Annotated in this window: 23 protein-coding genes and 1 pseudogene; 5 read left to right on the forward strand and 19 right to left on the reverse strand. The window is 65.8% G+C overall.

All coding sequences use genetic code 11. The features are described from left to right. Nucleotides 1-2: 2 nt before the first annotated feature. The 9 genes from EEB15_RS09510 to EEB15_RS09550 all read right to left on the reverse strand — a co-directional run bounded on the left by EEB15_RS09510 (nt 3) and on the right by EEB15_RS09550 (nt 7,804). On the reverse strand, nt 3-749 hold the full coding sequence (locus EEB15_RS09510) for an ABC transporter ATP-binding protein (RefSeq protein WP_141509592.1): 747 nt from the start codon (nt 747-749) through the stop codon (nt 3-5). Then, nucleotides 746-1,798: a branched-chain amino acid ABC transporter permease gene (locus EEB15_RS09515; RefSeq protein WP_141509593.1), complete on the reverse strand. Its 1,053-nt coding sequence runs from the start codon at nt 1,796-1,798 to the stop codon at nt 746-748. The genes EEB15_RS09510 and EEB15_RS09515 overlap by 4 nt, the downstream gene beginning before the upstream one ends. Nucleotides 1,799-1,803: 5 nt before the next feature. Further along, on the reverse strand, nt 1,804-2,724 hold the full coding sequence (locus tag EEB15_RS09520) for a branched-chain amino acid ABC transporter permease (RefSeq protein ID WP_141509594.1): 921 nt from the start codon (nt 2,722-2,724) through the stop codon (nt 1,804-1,806). Nucleotides 2,725-2,821: 97 nt separating this feature from the next. After that, the gene (locus EEB15_RS09525; protein WP_141509595.1) at nt 2,822-3,973 is read right to left on the reverse strand and encodes an ABC transporter substrate-binding protein; all 1,152 of its coding nucleotides are present in this window, start codon (nt 3,971-3,973) and stop codon (nt 2,822-2,824) included. A gap of 23 nt (nt 3,974-3,996) precedes the next feature. After that, nucleotides 3,997-4,308 (reverse strand): non-heme iron oxygenase ferredoxin subunit, encoded by a 312-nt coding sequence (locus tag EEB15_RS09530; RefSeq protein WP_370283472.1) that lies wholly within the window; start codon nt 4,306-4,308, stop codon nt 3,997-3,999. A gap of 2 nt (nt 4,309-4,310) precedes the next feature. Beyond that, entirely contained in the window at nt 4,311-4,796 is a 486-nt protein-coding gene (locus EEB15_RS09535) for an aromatic-ring-hydroxylating dioxygenase subunit beta (RefSeq protein ID WP_199236494.1), read from the reverse strand. Between the two features lie 2 nt (nt 4,797-4,798). Further along, complete coding sequence (locus EEB15_RS09540) at nt 4,799-6,049, reverse strand: aromatic ring-hydroxylating dioxygenase subunit alpha (protein WP_141509596.1); 1,251 nt, start codon at nt 6,047-6,049, stop codon at nt 4,799-4,801. 25 nt (nt 6,050-6,074) lie between these two features. Next, the gene (locus tag EEB15_RS09545) at nt 6,075-6,770 is read right to left on the reverse strand and encodes a fumarylacetoacetate hydrolase family protein (RefSeq protein ID WP_141509597.1); all 696 of its coding nucleotides are present in this window, start codon (nt 6,768-6,770) and stop codon (nt 6,075-6,077) included. A 44-nt stretch (nt 6,771-6,814) separates the two neighbouring features. Continuing rightward, complete coding sequence (locus tag EEB15_RS09550; RefSeq protein ID WP_141509598.1) at nt 6,815-7,804, reverse strand: 2Fe-2S iron-sulfur cluster-binding protein; 990 nt, start codon at nt 7,802-7,804, stop codon at nt 6,815-6,817. 95 nt (nt 7,805-7,899) lie between these two features. Between EEB15_RS09550 and EEB15_RS09555 the strand changes: the two genes are divergently transcribed. Further along, complete coding sequence (locus tag EEB15_RS09555) at nt 7,900-8,811, forward strand: LysR family transcriptional regulator (protein ID WP_141509599.1); 912 nt, start codon at nt 7,900-7,902, stop codon at nt 8,809-8,811. On the opposite strand, the gene EEB15_RS09560 is transcribed toward EEB15_RS09555, so the two are convergent. From EEB15_RS09560 to EEB15_RS09580, 5 genes are all read right to left on the reverse strand, one after another. Then, the gene (locus EEB15_RS09560; RefSeq protein WP_141509600.1) at nt 8,808-9,746 is read right to left on the reverse strand and encodes an alpha/beta hydrolase; all 939 of its coding nucleotides are present in this window, start codon (nt 9,744-9,746) and stop codon (nt 8,808-8,810) included. The genes EEB15_RS09555 and EEB15_RS09560 overlap by 4 nt on opposite strands. A gap of 86 nt (nt 9,747-9,832) precedes the next feature. After that, nucleotides 9,833-10,780 carry a helix-turn-helix domain-containing protein gene (locus EEB15_RS09565; protein WP_233259423.1) on the reverse strand — a complete coding sequence of 316 codons (948 nt, stop codon included), beginning with the start codon at nt 10,778-10,780 and terminating at the stop codon, nt 9,833-9,835. A 2-nt stretch (nt 10,781-10,782) separates the two neighbouring features. After that, nucleotides 10,783-11,931, reverse strand: coding sequence for an ABC transporter substrate-binding protein (locus EEB15_RS09570; protein ID WP_141509602.1), 1,149 nt, complete (start codon nt 11,929-11,931; stop codon nt 10,783-10,785). Between the two features lie 59 nt (nt 11,932-11,990). Then, nucleotides 11,991-12,878: an alpha/beta fold hydrolase gene (locus EEB15_RS09575; protein ID WP_141509603.1), complete on the reverse strand. Its 888-nt coding sequence runs from the start codon at nt 12,876-12,878 to the stop codon at nt 11,991-11,993. A gap of 10 nt (nt 12,879-12,888) precedes the next feature. Continuing rightward, nucleotides 12,889-13,560: an OmpW family protein gene (locus EEB15_RS09580; protein ID WP_141509604.1), complete on the reverse strand. Its 672-nt coding sequence runs from the start codon at nt 13,558-13,560 to the stop codon at nt 12,889-12,891. Between the two features lie 194 nt (nt 13,561-13,754). On the opposite strand from EEB15_RS09580, the gene EEB15_RS09585 reads away from it, so the two are divergent. Further along, entirely contained in the window at nt 13,755-14,762 is a 1,008-nt protein-coding gene (locus tag EEB15_RS09585) for a helix-turn-helix domain-containing protein (RefSeq protein ID WP_158290053.1), read from the forward strand. On the opposite strand, the gene EEB15_RS09590 is transcribed toward EEB15_RS09585, so the two are convergent. Together EEB15_RS09590 and EEB15_RS09595 are read right to left on the reverse strand one after the other, a co-directional pair. Beyond that, complete coding sequence (locus EEB15_RS09590; protein ID WP_141509606.1) at nt 14,722-16,140, reverse strand: FAD-dependent oxidoreductase; 1,419 nt, start codon at nt 16,138-16,140, stop codon at nt 14,722-14,724. The two genes, EEB15_RS09585 and EEB15_RS09590, sit on opposite strands and share 41 nt — an antisense overlap. 16 nt (nt 16,141-16,156) lie before the next feature. Then, nucleotides 16,157-17,131: a Bug family tripartite tricarboxylate transporter substrate binding protein gene (locus EEB15_RS09595; RefSeq protein WP_370283474.1), complete on the reverse strand. Its 975-nt coding sequence runs from the start codon at nt 17,129-17,131 to the stop codon at nt 16,157-16,159. Between the two features lie 96 nt (nt 17,132-17,227). On the opposite strand from EEB15_RS09595, the pseudogene EEB15_RS34225 reads away from it, so the two are divergent. Next, nucleotides 17,228-17,344: pseudogene (locus tag EEB15_RS34225) on the forward strand (LysR family transcriptional regulator); the annotation flags it as partial. 168 nt (nt 17,345-17,512) lie between these two features. After that, nucleotides 17,513-18,109 (forward strand): LysR substrate-binding domain-containing protein, encoded by a 597-nt coding sequence (locus EEB15_RS09600; protein WP_233259438.1) that lies wholly within the window; start codon nt 17,513-17,515, stop codon nt 18,107-18,109. A 25-nt stretch (nt 18,110-18,134) separates the two neighbouring features. Here EEB15_RS09600 and EEB15_RS09605 read toward each other — a convergent pair whose 3' ends face one another. Then, on the reverse strand, nt 18,135-19,061 hold the full coding sequence (locus EEB15_RS09605; protein ID WP_141509608.1) for an aldose 1-epimerase: 927 nt from the start codon (nt 19,059-19,061) through the stop codon (nt 18,135-18,137). Between the two features lie 27 nt (nt 19,062-19,088). Beyond that, entirely contained in the window at nt 19,089-20,006 is a 918-nt protein-coding gene (locus EEB15_RS09610) for an SMP-30/gluconolactonase/LRE family protein (protein WP_141509609.1), read from the reverse strand. A 92-nt stretch (nt 20,007-20,098) separates the two neighbouring features. Between EEB15_RS09610 and EEB15_RS09615 the strand changes: the two genes are divergently transcribed. After that, nucleotides 20,099-20,863, forward strand: a complete 765-nt coding sequence (locus EEB15_RS09615) for an SDR family NAD(P)-dependent oxidoreductase (protein WP_141509610.1) — start codon at nt 20,099-20,101, stop codon at nt 20,861-20,863. Here EEB15_RS09615 and EEB15_RS09620 read toward each other — a convergent pair whose 3' ends face one another. Beyond that, nucleotides 20,864-21,823 (reverse strand): LysR family transcriptional regulator, encoded by a 960-nt coding sequence (locus tag EEB15_RS09620; protein ID WP_141509611.1) that lies wholly within the window; start codon nt 21,821-21,823, stop codon nt 20,864-20,866. It lies immediately after the preceding gene. Nucleotides 21,824-21,880: the final 57 nt, after the last annotated feature.

The following is a 21,880-nucleotide window of genomic DNA, read 5'->3' on the forward strand; positions in this document are numbered from 1 at the left end:
TCTCACAGCGCTTCTTCGCCCAGGTACACGGCGCGCACCTCGGGGTGGTTGCGGATCTCGTCGGGCGTACCGGTGAACATCACCTTCCCGTAGACCAGCACGCTGATGCGGTCGGCCAATGCGAACACGGCGTCCATATCGTGTTCCACGAGCAGGATGGTGTAGCGGCCCTTCAGCCCCTTGAGCAGAGCGATGACTGCCGCCGACTCTTGCGCGCTCATGCCCGCCATCGGCTCGTCGAGCAGCAGGAAGGCGGGCTGCGCGGCCAATGCCATCGCCAGTTCCAGCTGGCGCCGCTCGCCGTAGCCCAGCTCGCCCGCCGGGACATGCGCGCGATGCGCGAGTCCCGCTGCGCTCAGCGCTTCGTCGGCTGCGGTTCGCGCTTTGGCGTTGCCGAGCATCGGCTGCCAGAAGCGCCAGGCATGCTGGCGTGCGCCCAGCGCGGCGAGTGCGGCGTTTTCGAGCACGCTGAAATCCTCGAAAATCGAGGTGATCTGGTAGGAGCGCAAGAGACCCTGCCGCGCGCGTTCGTGCACGGGCAAAGCCGTGACGTCGGCGCCGCCGAAGCGGATCGTTCCTGCGTCGGAAGCGAGCTCGCCGCTCAGCTGATTGATGAGGGTGGTTTTGCCCGCACCGTTGGGCCCGATGACGGCATGCAGTTCGCCACGCGCGATGTCGAGCGAGACGTTGTCGGTGACAAGCAGGCCGCCGTAGCGTTTGACGAGGTTGTGCGTTTTCAGGGGGGTCATGGTATTGCTCCCTCCCCCGCTGGGGGAGGGTCTCCGGGGTCCCCAAGAAAAGGCTTCGACCTTTTCTTGGGGTGGAAGTGGGGCTGGGGGCTGGTGGCGCGCTTGGGAAATGCGACATCCAGGAGCCCGGCCAGACCGCGCTTCCCCGCCAACGCCATCAGCACGATCAGCGGCCCGAACACCACCATCCAATGCTCCGTGAATCCCTTCAGGACTTCCTCCAGCCCCAGGAAGACGAGCGCGCCCAGCAACGGCCCGAACACCGTGCCGATGCCGCCCAGCACCACCATCACGATCAGCTCGCCCGACACCGCCCAGGCCAGCGTGCTGGGCGACGCGAAGGCGTTGAGATTGGCCAGCAGCATCCCGGCCACCCCGCAGACCATGCCGGAGACCGTGTAGGCCACGAGCTGGTAGCGCCGCGCCGGCAAACCGATGGCGTTGACGCGGCGAGCATTCTGCTGCGCACCACGCAGGGCCATGCCAAAGGGCGCGACACGCAAACGGGCCATCCACCAGGTGACCAGCAACAGCACCACGAATGACGCGCCGTACACCGCCAGCGGCGAACCCAGGTTCAGCGGCCCGAAGCGGCTGGTGTGGCCCACGGGCAGACCGTCGTCACCGCCGAAGTTCTTCAGGCTCACGAAGAGGAAGTAGCCCATCTGCGCGAAGGCCAGCGTGATCATGATGAAGGCGATGCCCGAGGTGCGCAGGCTGATCATGCCGGTCAACAGCGCCGCCGCGCCGCTCGCGGCCAGGCACAGCGCGAGGTGGAGCCAGCCGTTGCCGATCTCGAAGAACGAAGGCAGTGCCACGGCATAAGCGCCGATACCGAGGAACAGGGCGTGGCCGAAGCTCACCAGGCCGCCGTAACCCAGCACGAGATTGAGGGCACTGGCCGCGATGGCGTAGATGATGATGCGCGCGAAAAACGCGATCCAGAACGGCTGCCCCACCGCCGTCGCGATGAGCGGCACGAGCGCCAGACCCGCCAACAGCAGCAGCGGCACCAGCGTGGCCGGTCGCAGGAGATTGGATGTCGTCATTGGGCTCACCCCCGCTTCGCGGGAAACAGGCCCTGTGGCCGGCAGGCCAGCACCACGGCCATCAACAGGTACACGCTCATCGACGCCAGAGCAGGCCCGGCGGCATCCGCCACCGAGCGCTCCGCCATCTGGCGCAGCAGCATGGGCAGGAATGCGCGGCCCAACGTGTCGACCAGGCCCACGATCAGCGCGGCGTAGAAGGCGCCGCTCACCGAACCAATGCCACCGATGACGATGACCACCAGGGTGGTGATCAGCACCGGCTCGCCCATGCCGGACTGCACGGAGAGAATCGGCGCCGCGATGGCACCGGCCAGCCCCGCCAGCATCGCGCCCACCGCGAACAGCATCGCGTTGAGCAGGCGAATGTTCACGCCCAGCGCCGCCACCATCTGCGGGTTCTGCGCGCCGGCGCGGATCAGCATGCCGATGCGCGTCTTGTGGATCAGCAGGTACGACCCCACGGCCACCAGCAGCCCCGCCCCGATGATCGCGAAACGGTACGACGGGTAGTTGAAACCGAGCAGGTTGACCGTGCCGGACAGCGCTTCGGGCACCTGCACGAAGTAAGGCTGCGGGCCCCAGACAATGCGGACCAGTTCGTTGAAGAACAGCACCAGCCCGAAGGTGGCGAGCACATGGTCCAGGTGGTCGCGCCGGTAGAGCCGCGACACAACGACGACTTCGAGTGCGAGGCCGAGGACCAGCGCCGCGGCCGCCGCTGCCAGCAGCGCGAGCGCGAACGAACCCGTGGCAGCGTAGGCAATGGCTGCCGCGTAAGCGCCCATCATGTACAGCGAGCCGTGCGCCAGGTTCACGAAACTCATGATGCCGAACACCAGCGTCAGGCCCGCCGCCAGCAGGAACAGCAGCACGCCGTACTGAAGTCCGTTGAGCAATTGGGCGAACAAGAGTGTCATGCTCATGGTGCTGACCTTTCGGGGGACACCGCGGAACCGGCTTTGCCGGGCCGCTGGTGTCGCCCCCTTGAGGGGGAGGCGCCGAAGGCGCTTCGGGGGTGGGTCATCTCAGCGCACATTGCGCGTGGTACGCGTCGCTGTGGTCCTTGAGCGGTGTCGCCACGTGCTTGATCGTCACGTTGGCGCCCTGCTTTACCGCTTCGAACGCGTAGTAGTTCTGCACCGGCAGGTTGTTGTTGTTGAAGCGGAACGGGCCACGCACCGACTTGAACTCGCCGCCGGCTGTCTTCACCGCGGCCGCGAGCTTGCCGGCATCGCCGCCGGTCTTGCGCAGCGCCGCGTCGAGCAGGTTGGCGGCGTCAAAGCCGGTGGCCGCGTACTCGCTCGGCGTGCGCTTGTACTTTGCCTCGAAGGCGGCAACGAACTTGCGGTTCTCCGGCGTGTCGAGCGCGGCGTCCCACATCGCGCCGCTGATGGTGCCCGCTGCCGCGTCCCGCAGCGACGGCAGCGTGGTGCCGTCGACGGTGAACACGGAGTACAGCGGCAGCTTGGGCAGCAACCCGGCCTGGTTCATCTGCTTGACGAAATTCACGCCCATGCCGCCGGGGTAGAAAGCGAACACCGCATCGGGCTTGGCTTGCTGCAGTTGTGCCAGCTCGGCCGAGTAGTCCGGCTGGTTGACCTGCGTATAGACCTCATCGACCACCGTGCCCTTGAAGAAACGCTTGAAGCCGGTGACCATGTCCTTGCCGGCCTGGTAGTTGGGCGCCATCAGGTACACACGCTTGACGCCTTTGTCTTGCGCCAACTTGCCCATCGCTTCCGCCGCGCCGTCGTTCTGCCACGCGACGGAGAACACGTTGGCCTTGCACGACGCGCCCGCGATAGGCGACGGCCCCGCGTTGGTGGCGATGGCGACGACGCCGGACTCCGCCAGCCGCGGCAGGCTGCCCATCAGCACGTTCGAAAAACTCAGGCCGACGATGACGTCGACCTTGTCCTTGTCGATGAATTTGCGCACGGCCTGCTGGCCGATCTCGGGCTTGAGCTGGTCGTCTTCCTTCAGCACCGTGGTGGCTTGGCCGCCCAGCTTGCCGCCGAGTTGTTCCAACGCGAGCATGAATCCATCGACCTGGTCCTGGCCGACCAGGGCCTGGGGGCCGGAGAGCGGTGCCATCAGGCCGATGGTGGTGGCGTGGGCGGAAAGCGTGGCGCAGAGAGCCGCGCCCACCGCAAGGCGTGAGAGTTTGAACATGGTTTGTCTCCTGGAAGTTTCTGTCAGTCGATCTGCACGAAGACACGGCTGCCTTCGATCTTCACGGGGTAGCTGCGCAGGGCTTCGGTCACCGGGTCGCACGTCGGCCGGCCGTCGCGCACGTCGAACTTGCCCTGGTGCAGCGGGCATTCGATCTCGTGGCCATCGAGAAAGCCATCGCACAGGCGGGCCTGGCCATGGGTGCAAGTGTTGTCGGTGGCGTAGACCGCATCGCCAACGGTGTAGACGGCGATGTCGCGGCCTGCCACGGCGAGGCCGATCACATCGTCGGAAGGCAGGTCATCTGCCGCCAGGGCGTCAATCCATGAGGTCATGATCAGATGGGGTAGATGATGGAGTTGGGGATCATTTCGCTGTCGTAGATGCACTGGCGCGAGGCGAACTTCAGCCCCGCGTCCGTGCGCACGACGACATCGATGTAGCGGCCGGTGTTGAACACGGTGGATGCATCCGACAGCTTGGTGCGAAACACCGCGTAGTTGGCCTCGCACTCAAAGCGACCGGCCTCGGCCTTGCGGATCGCCGGGCTGCCCACCACGTGCCGCTGGTAGTACGGGTCGTGGAACAGCGTCTCCTGGATGCCGTAAACGCGGTCCTTCAACATGCCCTTGCTGGTGAAGGCCAGCGTGGCGAGCGGAAAACCCCGCTCGAAGTTCTCACGCGGCTGCAAGCGGTAGATGCAGTCGTCGATGAAGAACTCCGGCCACAGGTCCCAGTTGCCGCTGTCGACAGCGATGGCGTAGTCGGCGTAGAGCTGGGTCAGCGCCAGGTAGTCTTCGAAGTTGATCGTTGCGCTGCTCATGGTCAGGCTTCCATCACTTCGCGCCAGTAGCGGTACATGCCGCGTATGAGCGTCTCGGTGACCATGTGATCGGTGTTGCCCACCTCGCGCCCGCCCAACTCCGCCAAAGTGCGGTGGAAGGGCTTGCTCTCGAAGGCCTGTTGCGAGAACTCGATCACCTCGCCGTCGTCGGCAGAGACGAAACCGGCGGGGCCGAACAGATTGGCCTGCCGCAGCCGGCGCTGCGTCATCTCCTCGGTGTCGTCGTCGAAACCGAAGTGGGTCCAGACGAAATCGAAGGAGCCGGTGCCATTCGGCTGGATGTGGCGCGTCGACACGCTGTTGACCTGCTGCTGCAGGATCACGCTCGGGAAAATGGTCGTCATCACCGCCGTCGGCCCGCCCCACCAGGGCTCGGGCACGATGTCCAGGAAGCTCGGGTCGTTCAGCTGCATGCTCTCCTTGAAGCTGGACACCTGCGTCGCCTCGCCGGCCTTGCCGGCATTGCCGCGCGTGGAAATCATGGCGGCGTGGCGGTGCTTGTCGTCCATCTTCAGCTCGGACTTGTTGTCGGCGCGCCAGAGGCCGAAGGTCACGAACCAGGTGTGCAGCAGGCCCGGGTGGTACGGGTCCTTGATGTTCTCCTGCATCAGCTTCCAGTTGCCCGGGATGCGCTGGCGGTTGTAGCCGAGGATCTTCAGCTTGCGCCCGTTGAACAGGCGGTCGAAGTAACCCAGGATGTCCGGGCCCAGGAACTCTTCGAGGGATTCAACGTCGGGATCGAAGGAAGCGAACACGACGCCGCCGCGGCTGGCGACCTTCAGCTTGGTCAGGCCATGTTCCTTGGTGTCGAAGTCGGCCGGCATGCCGCCCATCACCTTGCCCTCTTGCTTGACGCCACGGCGGAACGGCACGCCCTGCAGGTCGCCCTTGAGCGTGTAGCTCCACTGGTGGTACGGGCAGACGAAGTCCTTGCGATTGCCATGCCGCTCGCGGCAAAACCGCATGCCGCGATGGGCGCAGACGTTCTCGATGACGTTCACCGAACCGTCGGCGTCGCGCACCATGATCACCGAGCGCTCACCAATCACCGTGCGCTTGAAATCACCCGCGTTCGGGATCTCGGCCTCCAGGCCGACATAGCACCAGTGGCCTTTGTAGAAGAATCGCTCCAGCTCGCGCTGGTACAGCTCGTCGCTGGTGTAGGCGAGAAACGGGATGCGGCTGGTGCCGGGAAGCTCCCAGCGCGGCTCGGTGGGGAACATGTCGCTCATGAAAGTCTCCTCGTTGTCCGCGGATTCAGGCGGTCACGGTCACGACGATCTCGCCCAGGCCGTGAATGGCGCCGCGCATCTCGTCGCCCGTGACGACCGCGTTCACGCCTTCAGGCGTGCCGGTCATGATCAGGTCGCCCGGTTCCAGCGTCTCGTACTCCGACAGATGCGCGATGCATTCCGACACCGACCAGATCAGCTTGGCGATGTCCGACGCCTGGCGCGGCTGGCCGTTGACCGTGAGGCTGATGGCGGCTTCGGAGGGATGGCCGATGTCTTGTGCGCGATGCACCGTTCCGACAGGTGCCGACAGCGCGAAGGACTTGCCGAATTCCCACGGCCGGCCTTTGTCGCGTGCTTCCAGCTGCAGGTCGCGGCGCGTCATGTCCAGGCCGACGGCATAGCCGTAGACATGTTCGAGCGCGCCATCCACCGGGATGTCGCGCCCACCCTTGCCGATCGCCACCACCAGTTCGATCTCATGGTGGTAGTTGGCGGTCTTGGGCGGGTAAGGCACGGTGGCCTTTTGCGTCGCGTCGACGGCGGCGTTGGCCGGTTTCATGAAGAAGAACGGCGGATCCCGGTCCGGGTCTTTTCCCATCTCGCGCGCATGGGCAGCATAGTTGCGGCCCACGCAGAAGATGCGGTTGACCGGGAAGCGCTCGTCGCGGCCGGCGACACTGAGCGTGGGGAGTTGGGGTGGGGGAACGGCGTATTGCATATGGGTTCTCTGGAGATTTCCGATCGAAAGCGTTGCTTGCGGCTTCAGCTCGCGCTGGCGTAGAAGGCGTCTGCGTAGATCTGCTCGGGCGCCAGCTTTTTCTGCTGCGCGAGCAGCGTCGTCGCCTCGACCATGGGCGGCGAGCCGCACAGGTAGGCGCGCCAACCGCTCAGGTCGCCCCAGTCCTTGGCGATGGCGTCGGTGACCAGGCCGTTGCGCTGGCCGGGCAGTTGGTCGCCGGCCGTCACCACCACGTGCGGCTGCAGTTGCGGATAGCGCTCGCGCAGCTCGTGCAGCCACGGCAGGCCGTACACGTCGCGCGCCGACCGCACACCGAAGTACAGGTGGATCGCGTTGCTCATGCCCGCCTGCGCGGCGCCGCGGATGATGGAGAGAATCGGTGCGAGCCCGGTGCCGCCGGCCACGCACAGAACGGGGCCCGTGTGCTTGCGGCGCAGGTAGGCCGAGCCCATCGGGCCGCTGACGCGCACGCTGTCGCCGACCTTCAGGGTGTTGGCGATGTAGCCGGTGACGCGCCCACCGGGCACCAGCCGCACGTGGAACTCGAGCAGCTCGTCGCTGCAGAGGCCCGCCATCGAATACGGACGGACATGTTCGGGCGTGAACTGCAGCTGCGCGTATTGGCCGGGCGAGAACTCCAGCGGTTTGGCCGGCTTGAGTTGCAGGCGCTTGATGTCGTGCGTCATGCTCTCGATCGCCACGACAGTGGCCTTGAGGATGCGCGCCGGGTGGACCACCACTTCGTCGGGTTCAGGAATCTCGATCGTGCAAGGCTCGGTGACGAAGGTCTGGCAGGCCAGCACGTAGCGCTCTTGCTGCACGCCCTGCGGCCGGGCCGAGTCATGGCCCGATTCGAGAACCTCGCCTTCGATCACCTTGCACCGGCAGGTGCCGCAGCGGCCCGCGGTGCAGCTGTACGACACCGGCACCTGGTTCTCGCGCAGGGCTTCGAGCAAGTTCACTCCCGGCTTGACGGTCAGGGTGCGCTGCAGAGGCTGGACAAGGATTTCCATTGGGTTACGGTGAGGTGTTGACGGATGATCGGCCGCTTCGACCCATTCGCCAATAGAATCCGATGAATAGCGAACATCACTGCCATGAATAAACTATGGAACTCGAAGAGATCGACCTGAACCTGCTGGTGGTGTTCAAGCAATTGCTGGCGCAGCGCAGCGTCTCGCGCGCAGCCGAAGCTCTGGGCCTCTCGCAGCCTGCCGTGAGCAATGCGCTGGCGCGCCTGCGCAAGCTGCTGGGCGATGAGCTGTTCCTGCGCACGCCGTCCGGCATGGAGCCCACGCCTTTCGCGGAGCAGCTGTCGGAGTCGATCAACTACGGCCTGGGCATGATCCACAGCGCGCTGAACCAACGGTCCAGCTTCGAGCCGGTGGCGAGCGATCGTTCTTTCGTCCTGGGCATGACGGACATCGGCGAAATCTACTTTCTGCCGAAACTCATGGAGCGGCTGCGCCGCGACGCGCCCGGCGTCACGGTGAGCACCGTGCGCAACACGGCGGCCAACCTGCGCGACGACATGGAAGCCGGCAAGGTCGACCTGGCGATCGGGCTGCTGCCGCAGCTGAAAGCCGGTTTCTTTCAGCGGCGGCTGTTTCGCCAGCGCTATGTGTGCATGTTCCGCAAAGGCCACAAGCTGGACAAGCGCAAGGTGTCACTCGCCGAGTTCGGTGCCGCCGAGCACCTGCTGATCGTCTCTGAGGGCACGGGCCACGGGAAAGTGGATGAAGTGCTCAAGCGCAGCGGCGTCGAGCGCCGCGTCAGCCTGACGGTGCCGCACTTCGTTGCCATCGGCCACATCCTGCAGGCAACCGACATGGTGGCAACCGTGCCGGAACGCCTTGCCGAGCGCATGACGGAGCCTTTCGGCCTGGCCTACGTCACGCACCCGGCCACCCTGCCCGAGGTCGCCATCAACGTCTTCTGGCACGCGAAGTTCCACAAGGCGCCGGCGAACCAGTGGCTGCGCAGTCTGGTGTTCGATTTGTTCTCGGACCAGAAGGTCTAAGCCACGGAAACCAGCGCGTCCACCAGCGCCGACGGATTCGACACGAACGGCGAATGGCTGGTCGCCAAGGTCTTTTGCACGAACGCATTGCCGGGTGTGAAAGCGTCCGCGTCCGCGATCATCTTGTCCTGCACCGCGATGGGAATCGCGCGGTCGCCGGTGCAGCGGATGAACGCGCGCGGAACACTGCCCCACCGCGCCGCAGTCGCGCCGACGGGTGTGGTGAACGCCTGGATCGGTTCATCGGGCGTGAGCAGGTTGGCGACGGCAGGGAAAGCCGCGTCGCTCACGTCGTGATAGAACGCGCTCTTGTCGCGGGCCACGTAGCCGCCATCGGCCGAGTCGTGGTTGATGCGGGAAGCGCCGACGACGGTCGGGTCGGCCACGAACAAGGGCGGCACTTCCGAGCTGGCGAAGTTGGGCTGGAGCAGATATTCGATCACGGTCTGAAACGCCACGGGCACGAAGGCCGTGAGGTACACCAGGCGGCGAATCAATTGCGGAGCGGCCTCGGCCACCGCGCTCAGCGTCGCGCCGCCCAGGCTGTGCCCGACCAGGATGACCGGGCCGCTGCCGTCTTGCGTCAGTCCACGGATCACCTTCAGCACATGGTCGCGGTAGTCGTTGAGCGTCAACGCGGCGAGCGGCGACACCTCGGTGGACAAGGCGGCTGTGTTTTGCGGCTGCGCAAGGTACGACGCCGGAAACCTGGCCGTGATGCCGTGCCCAGGCAGGTCGAGCGCCAGCGCGGGATAGCCTTTTTCTGCCAGCAGGCGGACCGTTTCGGACCAGCACCATCCGCCGTGCCATGCGCCGTGGACGAACACGAACGTCGGCTTGCTTCCGGTGCCGCCCGCGTTGCCCCCGCCGCAAGCGGCCAGGCCCGCGCCGGCCACCCCGGCGGACATCTGGCTCATGAAATTTCTGCGTTGCATCGCTGTCTCCTTCGTTGAAATTCGGCACCGGACTGTCCGGAACCGTGGTTTTCAAGCGTAGGAACGAAGGCCTGGCCGTGCTGGCGTCAATGCGCCATGGGCATGGCCTGCCTGCGCCATCGCGCGGGCGTCATGCCCCAGGCTTGCCGGAATTCGCGGACGAAGTGCGACGGATCGGGAAAGCCGCAGCGCCGCCCCACTTCACCGATGGTCAGCCCGGCGAGCCGCGGCTGCACCAGCAGTTCCCGCGCCCGCTCCAGCCTCAGGCGGCGCAGCGTGCCGGCGAAGGTGATTTGCTCTGCAGCGAAGGCGCGGTGCAGCGTGCGTGGCGAAACGCCGAGAGCCTGCGCCAGCGTGTCGGCAACCAGACCGAATTCACCAAGCCGCTCTTTCAGCGCTTGCTGTGCGCGCTCCACCAGTCCGCGGCTCGAGAATGTGCACGGCTGTTGGACGGGTTCCAGCGCGGCCGCCAGCATCGCGCCCAGGTGATCCGACAGCAGCGCGGACGGATAGCTCGCCGCCAGCAAAGGCTCGCGCGCGAATTGCATGCACAGGGCAGACAGCGCCTGGCCCCAGCCGCGTTCGCGCGCCACCGCGCGTGGCGCGGCACTGTCCACCTCGGCCAGCCAGCGCCCGACCCAGTGGCGGGGCAGCGCGATGGACATCACGGTCAGCGATTCGGGGAAGTGCAGCTCGTAGGGCTGCGCGGAATCCACCAGCACGGCATCGCCCGCGCGCAGGTGGGCCGCATGCCCGTGCTGGCGGACGTGCCAGCCGCTGCCGTGCTGCGCGATCAGGTAGAAGGGGTGCTGGCCACCGCGGGCGATGGCCGCCGGTGTGCGATAGACGTCCTGGGTACTGGCGATCACCTGGTTGAACGAAAGCACGTCGGCCGCGACGCTGGTGAGTGTCCCCTCGAACACCCGCGCCTGGCTCGAGCTGCAGTCCATCTCGAGGAAAGCCTCGCAGACGGCGCCGACCCAGTAGTCCAGGCGCTGTGCGCTGCCCACCGCATCGGTCGACCAGCGGCGCACGCTCACTTGCGCAGGTCGCCGGCCGAGTTGATGATGGTCAGCTCCACGCCGCCCCATCCCTTCTTTCGCTCGGGCGCGTAGCTCACGTACACGCCGCCCAGGTTGTATTCGCCCATGCTGCGCAACGAGGCCAGCAAGCGCTCCCTCGTCACCACGGCGCCGGAGCGGCGCACGGCTTCGGCCGCGATCCGCGCGCCCAGGTAGCCCTCCAGGCTCGAGAAGGACAGCGGTTCCGACGGCGCGTACTGCTTCATGGCCTTCTGGTATTCGCCGATGATGGGCGCGGCTTGCGTAAACGGATAGGGGATGACCTGGCTGAGCACGATGCCCCGCGCCTTGTCCGCGCCGATGGCCTTCACCAGCTCTTCGTGCAGCAGCACCGACAGGCCGTAGATCTGGGTTGTTCCGCCCGGCGCCGACCGCACGGCTCGGGTGAATTCAATCGCGGGTTTGCCGGCCGCGAGCAGGAAGATGGCTTTGGGTTGCGAGGCCGAAACAGCCCGCACGGCGGCGGCGACGCTGGCGGGCAGGTTGTCCGGGTTGGCGTCGAGCACCGAACGCGAAACGACCTTCAGGCCCATCTCTCCTGCACGGGCCTGCACCAGGTCGGCCAATCCAGGCCCGAACGCGACGTTCATGTTGACGACCGCGATCGTTTCCTTGCCCCAGTTCTTGGCCTCTTTCAGCAGCGCGTTGACTTCATCCGCGTAGCCGCTGCGCAGCGGAAAGACGTTGTCTGCATCGACGACATGCCGGTCGCCCTGCAGCGGGGCGATCAGGGCGACGCCGGCCTTGCCGAACGCGTTGTCCTTGGCCAATGCATTGATGCCGCCCGAGTTCAGGTAGCTCATGAGCCCGACGATGGACGGATCGCCCACCAACTCGCGTGTCAGTTCCACCATCTTGGGCGCCTGCAAGCCGTCGTCCCGCGTGTCGAGCCGGAGCTTGTGGCCGTTGACGCCGCCTTTGGCGTTGAGGGTCTCGAAACATGCCGAGATGCCCGCCACCAGTCCCTTGGCGTTGGAAGCGGAAGTGGGATTGGTGAGGGACGCCACCTGGCCGAACACGAGTTCGGCGGCTTGTGCAGCTTGCGCCGCCATGCCGAAAACCACCAACAGGAATGTGAGGCGAAAGCGTCGGGCGGTCTTCATTTCAGTCTCCTCTTTTTGAGAAACCCTGGCGATGTGGCCGAATATTCGACCTTGCCCCGTCATTCCTCAATAGAATTCGATGAATAGACTGCATCACTCCCGTGAATACGCCCGCGCTGCCAGAACTCGAGCGCGGCCTGGTTGAAGCGCTGCGAACACTCGACCTGCGGGGCGTGCCCGCAGTGGTCCCATATCTGCACCTCCACGTTGGGCAGCCTTCGGCGCAGCACCTCGGCATGGGCGCAAGGCACGAACCGGTCGTCCCGTCCCCAAAGCACCAGGGTGGGCGCATGAATGCCCGGCAGTGCGGCATCGAGCTGCTCGACCAGCTCAGGTCGAAAGCCCCAAAAATCGAGAAAGCCGCGCAGCGTCTTGAGGAAGGCGGACTGGGCTTGCGGCAGGCGCGCGTACGCGACCTTCTGGGTGACCAGCGCTTCGGTGGCGAACGAAGGATCGGCAAATGCCTTGCGCCATAGCATCCTGGTGCCCAACCGGCTGGGCCGGGTGAACATCTCGCCCAGGACGGGCAGCGTGGCCAGGCGGAACTCGAAGAGCGTCTCGCGACGCGCCATGCCAGCCGGGTCCACCAGCAGGAGCGAGGCGACCTGCTGAGGCGCGATGGCCGCGCACTCCAGCGCCAGGCGCCCGCCCAGCGAGTTGCCGGCGAGATGGGCCTGCGTGATGCCTTTCACCTTCATGAAGTCCAGGACGAACCGTGCGAGGCGGCGAAGGCTGTAGTCCTCATGGGCGGGCTTGTCCGTGAGGCCAAAGCCCAGCAGGTCGAGTGCGAACACGCGGTGCCGGGTGGCCAGCACTTCGATGTTGCTTTCCCATTCGTGCACCGAGCAGCCGATCCCGTGCAGCAGCAGCACGGCGGAGCCCGAGGTGCCGGCCTCCCAATAGCGCGTCCTGATCGAGTCGACCTCGATGAATTGGTCTTCGAGCATCGGCGCAACGCTAGAAGTTGAAATACATGCCGGCGTGGACCAGCACCGGGTTGAGCGTGGTCTCTGCCTTGGCCGGAGCGCCCCCCGCGGCCGGCAGCACGCCTGTCGCCTTCGTCTTGAGGAAGATCTTCTTCACGTCGAGAAAGAGGCCGTAGCGGTCGGACAGCGGGAACTCCGCGCCGGCCTGCAAGGCCGAGCCCCAGCCGTTCTTCACGTCGAGCTGCTGGAGCGCGCCGTCCTTCGACCGCGTCACGATGTAGTAGACGGCCCCGGCCCCGAGATAGGGACGGATGTACGGCGGGATCGCCGTTCCACTGAAGTGATACTGCGCTCCCAGCACCAGCGGACCGTACTGGACCTCGCCCACCTTGCCGAGCGGCGCCGCGGCGCCGGTACCCGTCACGGTGCTGGTGGGCGGAACGCCGAAGGTGGCGGACGCGGACCACGCGGGCGTGAACCTGTAGCCCAGTTCGAACACCGCCGCGGTGTTGTCGGATGCCTTCGCGCCCGCGCCGGGGACCACGCTGCCCGCAATACTCAGCGTCGAAGAGTCGTGGAAAGTGACTTGGCCCACGCCGGCATGCAACCACCATCCCGTCTCCGCCGGTTGGGCTGCCACGGCTGCCGCCGGTGCAAGGATGGCCGCAAGGGCGAGAACGCCGGTCCGGGCGCAAGGCTTCATGAAATGTCTCCTGTCGAGGGAATTGGTAGATGAGTGCACAGGCCGCGATGCTCAGCCTTGGCCTCGTTTCGAACAATCGGCCCCGCGCAGCCGCTATCGGGATTGCGCAAGCCGCCGCCAGGGAAACCCCAATTGACGAGCCCTCAGGGTCGATGAAACTGCAGCGTCCATTTCGCCCACTGCCCGTTCGACCCATGAACACGTCCCCGGCTGCCTGGCCCGTCTTCGCCGGCATCGACTTCGAGCGTGGCCGCCTGTTCGAAACGCGGGATGCGGACGAAGCGCAATTCCTTTGCGGGCGCGTCTTCAGTCCACACCGGCTGCGCCTGCTCGCTCCCGGCGGTTCGCTGCATGCCCGGATGGATCACCTTGCCGTCGGCTCGCTCTCGCTCAGCCGCCTCACATGGCAGGCGCCGGTGTCCGTCGATCCCGGTGCGCTCGAGGGCTACTACCTGCTGTGCCTGCCGACGCGAGGCGAGATCGAGTACTGGCACGGCAATCAGTCGTACCGGGCGACGCCGGGGCAGCTTGCGCTCGTCGGAGGGGCGCAGCGATTCCACTTCACGGCCGGCCAGGACTACGAGCAGATCGTGGTGAGGATCGAGAAAGCGGCCGTGGATGCCGCGTGGGTCGCGTTGACGGGAGTGCTGCCGCGCGATGAGATCTGCTTTCGCAGCGACGTGCCGACCGACTCTCCAACCTGGCCCGCGATCGAACCGGCCCTTGCGCTGATGGCACAGGCCGCGCGCGGCGACCTGGACCTGGCCGCGCTGCCGCATCTCCATGCGCGGCTGGAAGAACAACTGCTCACGACCTTGCTGCTTCGCCAGCCCCACTCCCAATTGTTGCCACGGCTATCGGGTGCGGATGCAGCGTCGCCGACCCTCAGGAAGGCCAAGGCGTACATGATCGAGCGGCTCGAGGAGCCGCTGACGCTCACGGCACTGGCGCAAGGGATTGGTGTCCCGGCACGAACGATTCAATCCGCGTTCAACGCCGCTGAAGGGACGGGGCCCATGCAATGGCTGCGGACCCGGAGGCTTCATGCCGTCCGGCAGGCATTGCTGTCGGCCGGCGGGGATGCGCCACGCGTTGCCGACACCGCGCTGCGATTCGGCTTCTGGCACTTGGGGGAGTTTGCGCGGCATTACCGCCACGCGTTCAACGAAACGCCGAGCGCGACGCTGTCGCGGCGGCGTTGACCGCGCGCCCGCCAAGGAAGGCACCTTGCTGGAGCAGCCGGTCCTGCAACTTCCGACGATCGAGGTCATGGAGTGAACGGCCGGCCTGCAGCGCCAGCGCGGCCGCGGTTCCCGCGGCCTGCCCCATCACGAAGCAAGCGCCTGACACGCGAGCCGCCGATTGGCCGTCGTGCGTCATCGAGGCGCAACGGCCGGCGACCAGCAGGTTTTCCACTCCGTTCGCACTTGAGCGACGCGGCAACATCATGCGATACGGCAACTGGTTGTACCCGCGGCAGTCGGGGATCGGAGGCCACATCCACTGCACATCACCCGCAACATGCTTCTCGAGCGGCCAGCCATTGACGCCAATGCTGTCCTCGAAATCCACGCACTGCAGAACGTCCTCGGCGGTCAGCATGTATTCGCCGACCAGGCGCCGCGTTTCGCGGATGCCGAGTTGCGGCGCGATGTCCAACGCATAGGCTTGCTCGAAGCCGGGGACCTTCGCGCGCAGGAAGCGTATGTAGTCGACGATCTGCCGGCGCCCTTCGATCTCGCCTTCGCTGAGCGAACGCGCATCCGTGCCGTCGGTAGCCGAACCGTCCGGCTTCTTCAACTGGGTCACGTTGACGCGCCATTCATAGGCCCGCTTCATAGGCCGCACGATGGCGCCACGGCGCGGAAACTGGAACTCGCCCGACGCCTCTGCCTCATCCATCAGCTTGGGGATCGTCTTCCAGGCTTCGCCGGCGAGCTCCGCATCCACTTCTCCCACGCGGAACATCAACGTCGGATACAGCATGTGGCCGGACTCGTCGCCCTTCTCCGTCGGCACACCCGCCCAGTGCGCCAGATCCGCATCACCCGAACAATCGATGAAGGTTCGGCCGCGCACGGCCACGCGGCCGGACTTGGTCTCGAGCAGGACGGCGTCGATCTTGCCGTCTTCCGTCTTGAGCATGCCGGCGGCCAGCGCATGAAACAGCAGGTGGACGCCATCTGCTGCGAGCAGCCCGTCGGCCGCGCACTTGAACGCCGACATGTCGTAGGCCTGGGCCAACGTCTTTCGCATGATCATGTGCGGTTCGCTCAGGCCGTCCAAGGCACGCATCCGCTCGAGCAGGTCGGAGGCGACGCCATGAACGACTTGGCGAATGTCGCCGAACACGTTCGCGTGCAGGCCGCAGAAGTTGGTCACGCCGGCCGCTGTGCCCATGCCGCCCAGGAATCCGTAGCGTTCGGCCAGCAAAACACTGGCCCCGTTGCGGGCCGCGGCACTCGCCGCGGCGATGCCCGCCGGCCCACCGCCGAGCACGACGACATCGAACTCCCCGAAGAGCGGAACGCTGCGGGCCGGTTCGGAAACGTCGGCCAGATGGGAATTCGTGGAAGTCATGAAGTTCTCCGGGGGGTCAGTCCAATTGAATGTTGTGCTTCTGGATCACGGGCTTCCAGCGCGCCACGTCCGCCGCCAGCAATGCACGGAACTCGGCCGGCGTGTTGCCCACCACATCCATGTACTGCGAGCGCAGCTTGTCCTTGACGGCCGGCTCGGCCAGGGCTTGCGTGATCTGCTCGTGAAGCCTCTTCACGATCGCCGCCGGCGTCTTCGCGGGCGCGATGAAGCCGATCCATGCATCGGCCTGGACATCCGGAAGCCCGCTCTCTGCCAGCGTCGGCAGATCCGGGAGCGAGGGAGAGCGCTTGGCCGAAGCCACGGCCAAAGCTCGTATCTTTCCCGCTTTCACGTGCGGCATGACGGCAGCCGCGGGCAGCAGGGCCATGTCAACTTCGCCCGCCAGCACCGCGGTCACCGCGGCGCCCGAGCCCCGGTAGGGCACATGAACCACATCAACCCCGGCCCCGCCCGCAAGCGTCTCCATCGCGAGGTGGGAAACAGACCCGGCCCCGATCGACGCGAAGATGAAATTGGCCCGCCCCCCTTTGATGAGGTTGAGCAACTCCTTCGGACTGTTGACTGCGTGCTTGTTCGCAACGACGAGAACCGCCGGCTGGGAAACTGCCACGGTCAGCAACTCGAGGTCCCGAGCCGGGTCGTACGGCATCCGCCTGAAGAGCAGAGGGTTCACCGCCAGCGGGCCGGCGATGCTGACGCCGATGGTCTGCCCATCAGGAGCCGCTTTCGCCACAGCGTCGGTGCCGATGTTCCCGGCAGCGCCGCTCTTGTTCTCGACGACCATGGGCTGCCCCAGACGCGCCGCCAACTTGTCCGAGACGACGCGAGCCACCTGGTCGGGCGTCGAACCCGCGTCGAAGGGCACGACCACCCGAACGGGGCCCTTGGGCCAGCCCTGTGCCGAGGCGATGGTTGCTGTCGTCATCAGGGCAGCACCCAGCAGCCGCAAGAGAAGTCCGGGGCAGTTCATGAATGTCTCCAGAAGTTGCCCGAAGATTACGCAGCAGGCATCATTACGTCCATGCAGTCGGGTTAATACTTTCCAGCGGGAATTTGAATAATGGACATGAAGCTTCTTGCGGTGTTCGATGAGATCTACAAGACGCGGAGCGTTTCGCGTGCTGGAGAGAATCTCGAGCTCGCCCAGACCTCGGTCAGCCTGGCACTCGCGCGCCTGCGCCGGCAGTTCAATGACCCGCTCTTCGTACGGACGGGCGCCGGAATGATGCCGACCCCACACGCGATAGCACTGGTGCAGCCGCTTCGCCAAGCACTTGAACTGCTTCGCGAGGCCACGCAGCAGCGGGTGGTGTTCGATCCGGCTTCGTCCTCGAGGCACTTTCACATCGCGATGACCGACATCAGCCACCTGGAGTTCCTGCCGGCGCTGATCAACAAGGTCGGCAAGGTTGCCCCGGGCGTTCGCGTCGATGTGCTTCGAATCACCGCTGAAACCCCGAAACTGCTTGAATCCGGAGAAGCCGACCTGGCCATTGGATTCATGCCGGAACTGGAGGCAGGCTTTTACCAGCAAAAACTGTTCGACCAGACGTTTGCCTGTGTGGTCCGGCGAGAGCATCCACGCATACAGCAGCGCTTGACCGAGAACCTCTTCAAGCGCGAGAAGCACGTGGTCATCACGGCACCCGGCACCGGCCATGAACTGGTCGAACAGGCCCTCGCGCGGCAGCGTCTTGTGCGGAAGGTGGCTTTGTCCCTACCCACGCTGCCGGGTGTGGGCAACCTGCTTGCGAACACGGACCTTGTGGCGACCGTGCCGGAGCGGGTCGCTCAAATGCTTGTGCGGATCGCGAAAGTGAAAGCAGTGCCCCCGCCCTTCAAGTTTCCGTCCTTCTCGATCAAGCAGCACTGGCACGAGCGGTACCAGCAGGATCCAGCCAACAAGTGGCTCCGTTCAACGGTCGCGGAATTGTTTCTCGAGGAGTGAACGTGTCTCGTGGTCACCCGCCAGATCAAGCGGCCTCGACGCGCCATTGCACGTTGAGGCTGCATGACTCGCCCTCGCGCAACACGCGAAGGCCGGGCGAGCCGGGCAGATGGAATGCATCGATCGGCTGCGTGATCGGCTCGAAGCAGAAAGCGGGCCCTTGCGGCGGCCGGTAGACCAGGCAGTAGTGCTGATCTATGCCACCGTCGCGCTCGAAGTCGGGCATCGTTGCCGAGAGTTTCAGTCCCAGCTCGGGCCAGGAGATCTGGGCCGTGCCGCCCCAACCGGTGAAGCCGTTGTCGATCAGCGGGCCTTGCGCCCGCACGCCTTCGTTGAGGTCCCAACCGTCGGGAAATTCTTGCGTGTGTGCGGTCGGCAACGGGTCTTCGCCGCACAACCACACGCCTCGCACCGGCGCGGCGATGCGTGTGTTGGGCGTGCGCGGAAACCAGGGATGCAGGCCCAGGCCATAAGGCAAAGGCTCGCGCCCCAGATGCCGCACGCTCAGCTGCTGGTCGAGCCCGCCTTCGACCAGGCGAAACGTTTGCACCGCTTCGTACTCGTAGGGGTTGCCGTCGAAACGCCGCGACACGAGCGTCATGGCCAGCGTGTCGGCGGCGGATTGCGAGAGCTGCCACGGCTGCAGCCAACCGTCGCCATGAATCGGATAGGGTTCGCCCGCGCGATTGGGCCGCATCGGGTGAAGCGTGCCGCCGTGAGTGAAGCCGCCGCCGCTGATGCGGTTGGACCACGGCACCATCGCGAACGACGCCAGTTGATAGAGGTCGGGTGTTTCACCGTCCCAGGGCCGCCACAGATCGAGTACGCCCTGCGGGCGTTCCAGTTGCCAGGCGGCGACCGAGCCGCCGAGTGAAGGGACCAGCCCCAGCCGCTGGCCCGCGTGCTGCAGCCAGGTCACGGGATGCGCGGGCGATGTGGTGGCAGTGGTCATGTGGGGTCGGTGGATCGTGGTGCGGTGTCATCCGCCGAAGAGGTGTGCGGGAACGCCGGGGCCGTCGACCTGGGCGGAGAACAGGCTGCCGGCGAGCGGTTGCGCGTCGAGTTGCGCGGGCGAAAGTCCCGTGCGCGCCGTGGTGATGAAGAGCGTGCGGAGATCCGGCCCGCCGAAAGCGCAGTTGGTGACGTTGGACACGGGCAGTTCCACCCGGCAGAGCTCTTTCGCGGAGAGCGGGTCATGGCAGCTCACGCACGCGCCGCCCCAATGCGCGAGCCAGATCCGCCCCGCGGCATCGGTGGTCATGCCGTCGGGCACACCGTCGCCCCGCGCAAGTTGCAGCCACAGCTGCTTGTTCGAGAGCGTTCCGGCTTCCGCATCGAAGTCGTAGGCGTGGATGCGCCCTTTGACGGTGTCGTTGAAGTACAGCGTGGCACCGTCGGCTGACCAGGTCGGGCCGTTGGTCACGGCGAAGCCGCTGTCGTGTTGCGTGCAACGGCCGTCCGGATCGAAGCGGTAGAGCGCCCCGGTGGGCGCCTCGCATGCGAAGTCCATGGTGCCGGCCCAGAAGCGGCCTCGGGCGTCGCACTTGCCGTCGTTGAAGCGGTTGTCCGGAAGGGACGCTTCGGGTCGATGCAGGTAATGCGGTTCGCCGCCAATCGCCGGGTCGAACAGGGCGAAGCCGCTTCGCATCGTGACGATCAAGCCGGGCGCCGAGGCTCGCTCGGCGACGGCGGAAATTTCTTCGGCGAAGGTCCATGTCGCGGTGTTGCCGGTCGCGGGGTCGAAGCGGTGCAAGTGGCGAGCGAGGATGTCGACCCAATACAGCCGTTGCGCCCGAACCGACCACACAGCGCCTTCGCCGAGGAGCGCGTCCGCGGGCAGCACGCATCGCGCAGGGATGGCCGCGAGGTGGGGGTTGGGGGCGGTCGGATCGGTCATGTTGTGGGTATTGACGGCGCGAATCTTATCAAGGATAGTGACTGGCATATACGAATATATGCATTTCAAGATCAACTGATACCTATATTGCAATGACTCATTCTGTCTTCCCCAGCCTGAAGGGCCGGTCCGTCTTTGTCACCGGCGGGGGCAGCGGCATCGGCGCAGCCATCGTCACCGCATTTGCGCAACAAGGCGCACGTGTTGCATTCATCGACGTCGTGAGCGAGGCCAGTGAAGCCCTTGCAACCCAGCTGGCCGGCGCGGGGCACGAGCGGCCCTGGTGGCGCCGATGCGATGTGCGCGACGTTGCGGCGCTGCAATCGGCCGTCGCCGAAGCCGCCGCCGCGCTGGGCGACTTCTCGGTGCTGGTGAACAACGTCGCCAGCGACGACCGCCACACGCTGGAGTCGGTGACGCCGGACTACTACGACGAGCGCATGGCGATCAACGAGCGGCCGGCCTTTTTTGCCATCCAGTCGGTGGTGCCCGGCATGAAGCGGCTCGGTGGCGGCTCCATCGTCAACCTGGGTTCGACCGGTTGGCAGGGCAAGGGCGCGGGCTACCCGTGCTACGCCATCGCCAAGTCGTCGGTCAATGGCCTCACGCGCGGCCTGGCCAAGACGCTGGGCCAGGACCGTATCCGCATCAACACCGTGTCGCCGGGCTGGGTGATGACCGAGCGGCAGATCAAGCTCTGGCTCGATGCGCAGGGCGAAGAAGAGATCAAGCGCAACCAGTGCCTGCCCGACAAGCTGCAGCCGCACGACATCGCGCGCATGGTGCTGTTCCTCGCTTCCGATGACGCGGCGATGTGCACCGCGCAGGAATTCAAGGTCGACGCCGGCTGGGTCTGATCAATCCGCCTCCAGCTTCCGGCCGTACAGCGTCAGGCTGGCGGCCTTCAATGCGCGCATCATCACCTTGGCCGCGGGCGACGGCAGGCGGTCCGTGCGGGTGATGATGCCGAATGCGTCCATCTGGCAGGGCATCGCCAGCGGCAGCACGGAAACGATTCCGTGCGACGCGTAGTAGCGCGCGACGTCGGCGGCCAGCACGGCCAGCATGTCGCTTTGCTGCAGCATGCGCGTGATGAACAGCAGCGCGGCCGTCTCGATCACGTTGGCCGGCGGCGCGAGGCCATCGGCGCGGAACATCAGGTCGAACCGGTGCCGCAGCACGCTGCCCGCGGGCGGCACGAGCCAGCCGGCTGAAACGACATCGCGCAATGTCAGCCCGGTCATGCCCGCCAGCGGGTGACCGGGCCGCGCGACCGCGCACACCTGTTCCTCGACCAACGGCTCATAGCGAAGGTTGGACTTGTCGTGCTCGGCCATCACCCGTGCCACGAGGATGTCGAGCTTGCCCTGCTCCAGCCGCTCCACCAGCACGGGGCTGGTTTCGATGTCGAGCGAGATGCGCAGGCTGGGCTGCTCCCGCTTGACGATGGCCATCGCAGGCGGCAACAAGGCGAGCCCCGGCGAAGTGATCGCGCCGACGCCGACCTGCCCGAAGCGGCCGGCCTTCAGCGCGGTGAGCTCGTCGTTGGCCTGGTTCAAATTGGTCAGCACCATGCGGGCGTGGCGGATCATGCTCTCGCCGTACCACGTGGGCTGCATGCCACGCGGCAACCGTTCGAACAGCTGCACCTCCAGCACGTCCTCCAGCTCCTTCAGCAGCTTGGACGCGGCAGGCTGCGTCATGTTCAGCACCTGCGCCGCTCGGTGGATGTTGCCCTCTTCGGCCAGCGCCACCAGCAGGAGCAATTGCCGGGTCTTCAGGCGGGCGCGGATGAACCAATGGTTGTATGTCGTCATGGCAGGGGTAATCCCCGATGTCTGGATTGATATCTATTTTGCCTAAAAAACCATTGG

This window comes from Ramlibacter sp. WS9, from assembly GCF_003797765.1.
Taxonomy (GTDB): Bacteria; Pseudomonadota; Gammaproteobacteria; order Burkholderiales; family Burkholderiaceae_C; genus Ramlibacter.

Excerpts from the sequence above, each read along its gene's own strand:
- EEB15_RS09605 (WP_141509608.1), bottom strand. The coding sequence starts at position 19,061 with ATGACCACTGCCACCACATCGCCCGCGCATCCCGTGACCTGGCTGCAG.
- EEB15_RS09560 (WP_141509600.1), bottom strand. The coding sequence starts at position 9,746 with ATGCAACGCAGAAATTTCATGAGCCAGATGTCCGCCGGGGTGGCCGGC.
- EEB15_RS09595 (WP_370283474.1), bottom strand. The coding sequence starts at position 17,131 with ATGAACTGCCCCGGACTTCTCTTGCGGCTGCTGGGTGCTGCCCTGATG.
- EEB15_RS09530 (WP_370283472.1), bottom strand. The coding sequence starts at position 4,308 with ATGACCTCATGGATTGACGCCCTGGCGGCAGATGACCTGCCTTCCGAC.
- EEB15_RS09620 (WP_141509611.1), bottom strand. The coding sequence starts at position 21,823 with ATGACGACATACAACCATTGGTTCATCCGCGCCCGCCTGAAGACCCGG.
- EEB15_RS09520 (WP_141509594.1), bottom strand. The coding sequence starts at position 2,724 with ATGAGCATGACACTCTTGTTCGCCCAATTGCTCAACGGACTTCAGTAC.
- EEB15_RS09535 (WP_199236494.1), bottom strand. The coding sequence starts at position 4,796 with ATGAGCAGCGCAACGATCAACTTCGAAGACTACCTGGCGCTGACCCAG.
- EEB15_RS09555 (WP_141509599.1), top strand. The coding sequence starts at position 7,900 with ATGGAACTCGAAGAGATCGACCTGAACCTGCTGGTGGTGTTCAAGCAA.
- EEB15_RS09615 (WP_141509610.1), top strand. The coding sequence starts at position 20,099 with ATGACTCATTCTGTCTTCCCCAGCCTGAAGGGCCGGTCCGTCTTTGTC.
- EEB15_RS09570 (WP_141509602.1), bottom strand. The coding sequence starts at position 11,931 with ATGAAGACCGCCCGACGCTTTCGCCTCACATTCCTGTTGGTGGTTTTC.
- EEB15_RS09540 (WP_141509596.1), bottom strand. The coding sequence starts at position 6,049 with ATGAGCGACATGTTCCCCACCGAGCCGCGCTGGGAGCTTCCCGGCACC.
- EEB15_RS09610 (WP_141509609.1), bottom strand. The coding sequence starts at position 20,006 with ATGACCGATCCGACCGCCCCCAACCCCCACCTCGCGGCCATCCCTGCG.
- EEB15_RS09575 (WP_141509603.1), bottom strand. The coding sequence starts at position 12,878 with ATGCTCGAAGACCAATTCATCGAGGTCGACTCGATCAGGACGCGCTAT.
- EEB15_RS09550 (WP_141509598.1), bottom strand. The coding sequence starts at position 7,804 with ATGGAAATCCTTGTCCAGCCTCTGCAGCGCACCCTGACCGTCAAGCCG.
- EEB15_RS09525 (WP_141509595.1), bottom strand. The coding sequence starts at position 3,973 with ATGTTCAAACTCTCACGCCTTGCGGTGGGCGCGGCTCTCTGCGCCACG.
- EEB15_RS09585 (WP_158290053.1), top strand. The coding sequence starts at position 13,755 with ATGAACACGTCCCCGGCTGCCTGGCCCGTCTTCGCCGGCATCGACTTC.
- EEB15_RS09580 (WP_141509604.1), bottom strand. The coding sequence starts at position 13,560 with ATGAAGCCTTGCGCCCGGACCGGCGTTCTCGCCCTTGCGGCCATCCTT.
- EEB15_RS09510 (WP_141509592.1), bottom strand. The coding sequence starts at position 749 with ATGACCCCCCTGAAAACGCACAACCTCGTCAAACGCTACGGCGGCCTG.
- EEB15_RS09590 (WP_141509606.1), bottom strand. The coding sequence starts at position 16,140 with ATGACTTCCACGAATTCCCATCTGGCCGACGTTTCCGAACCGGCCCGC.
- EEB15_RS09600 (WP_233259438.1), top strand. The coding sequence starts at position 17,513 with ATGACCGACATCAGCCACCTGGAGTTCCTGCCGGCGCTGATCAACAAG.
- EEB15_RS09545 (WP_141509597.1), bottom strand. The coding sequence starts at position 6,770 with ATGCAATACGCCGTTCCCCCACCCCAACTCCCCACGCTCAGTGTCGCC.
- EEB15_RS09515 (WP_141509593.1), bottom strand. The coding sequence starts at position 1,798 with ATGACGACATCCAATCTCCTGCGACCGGCCACGCTGGTGCCGCTGCTG.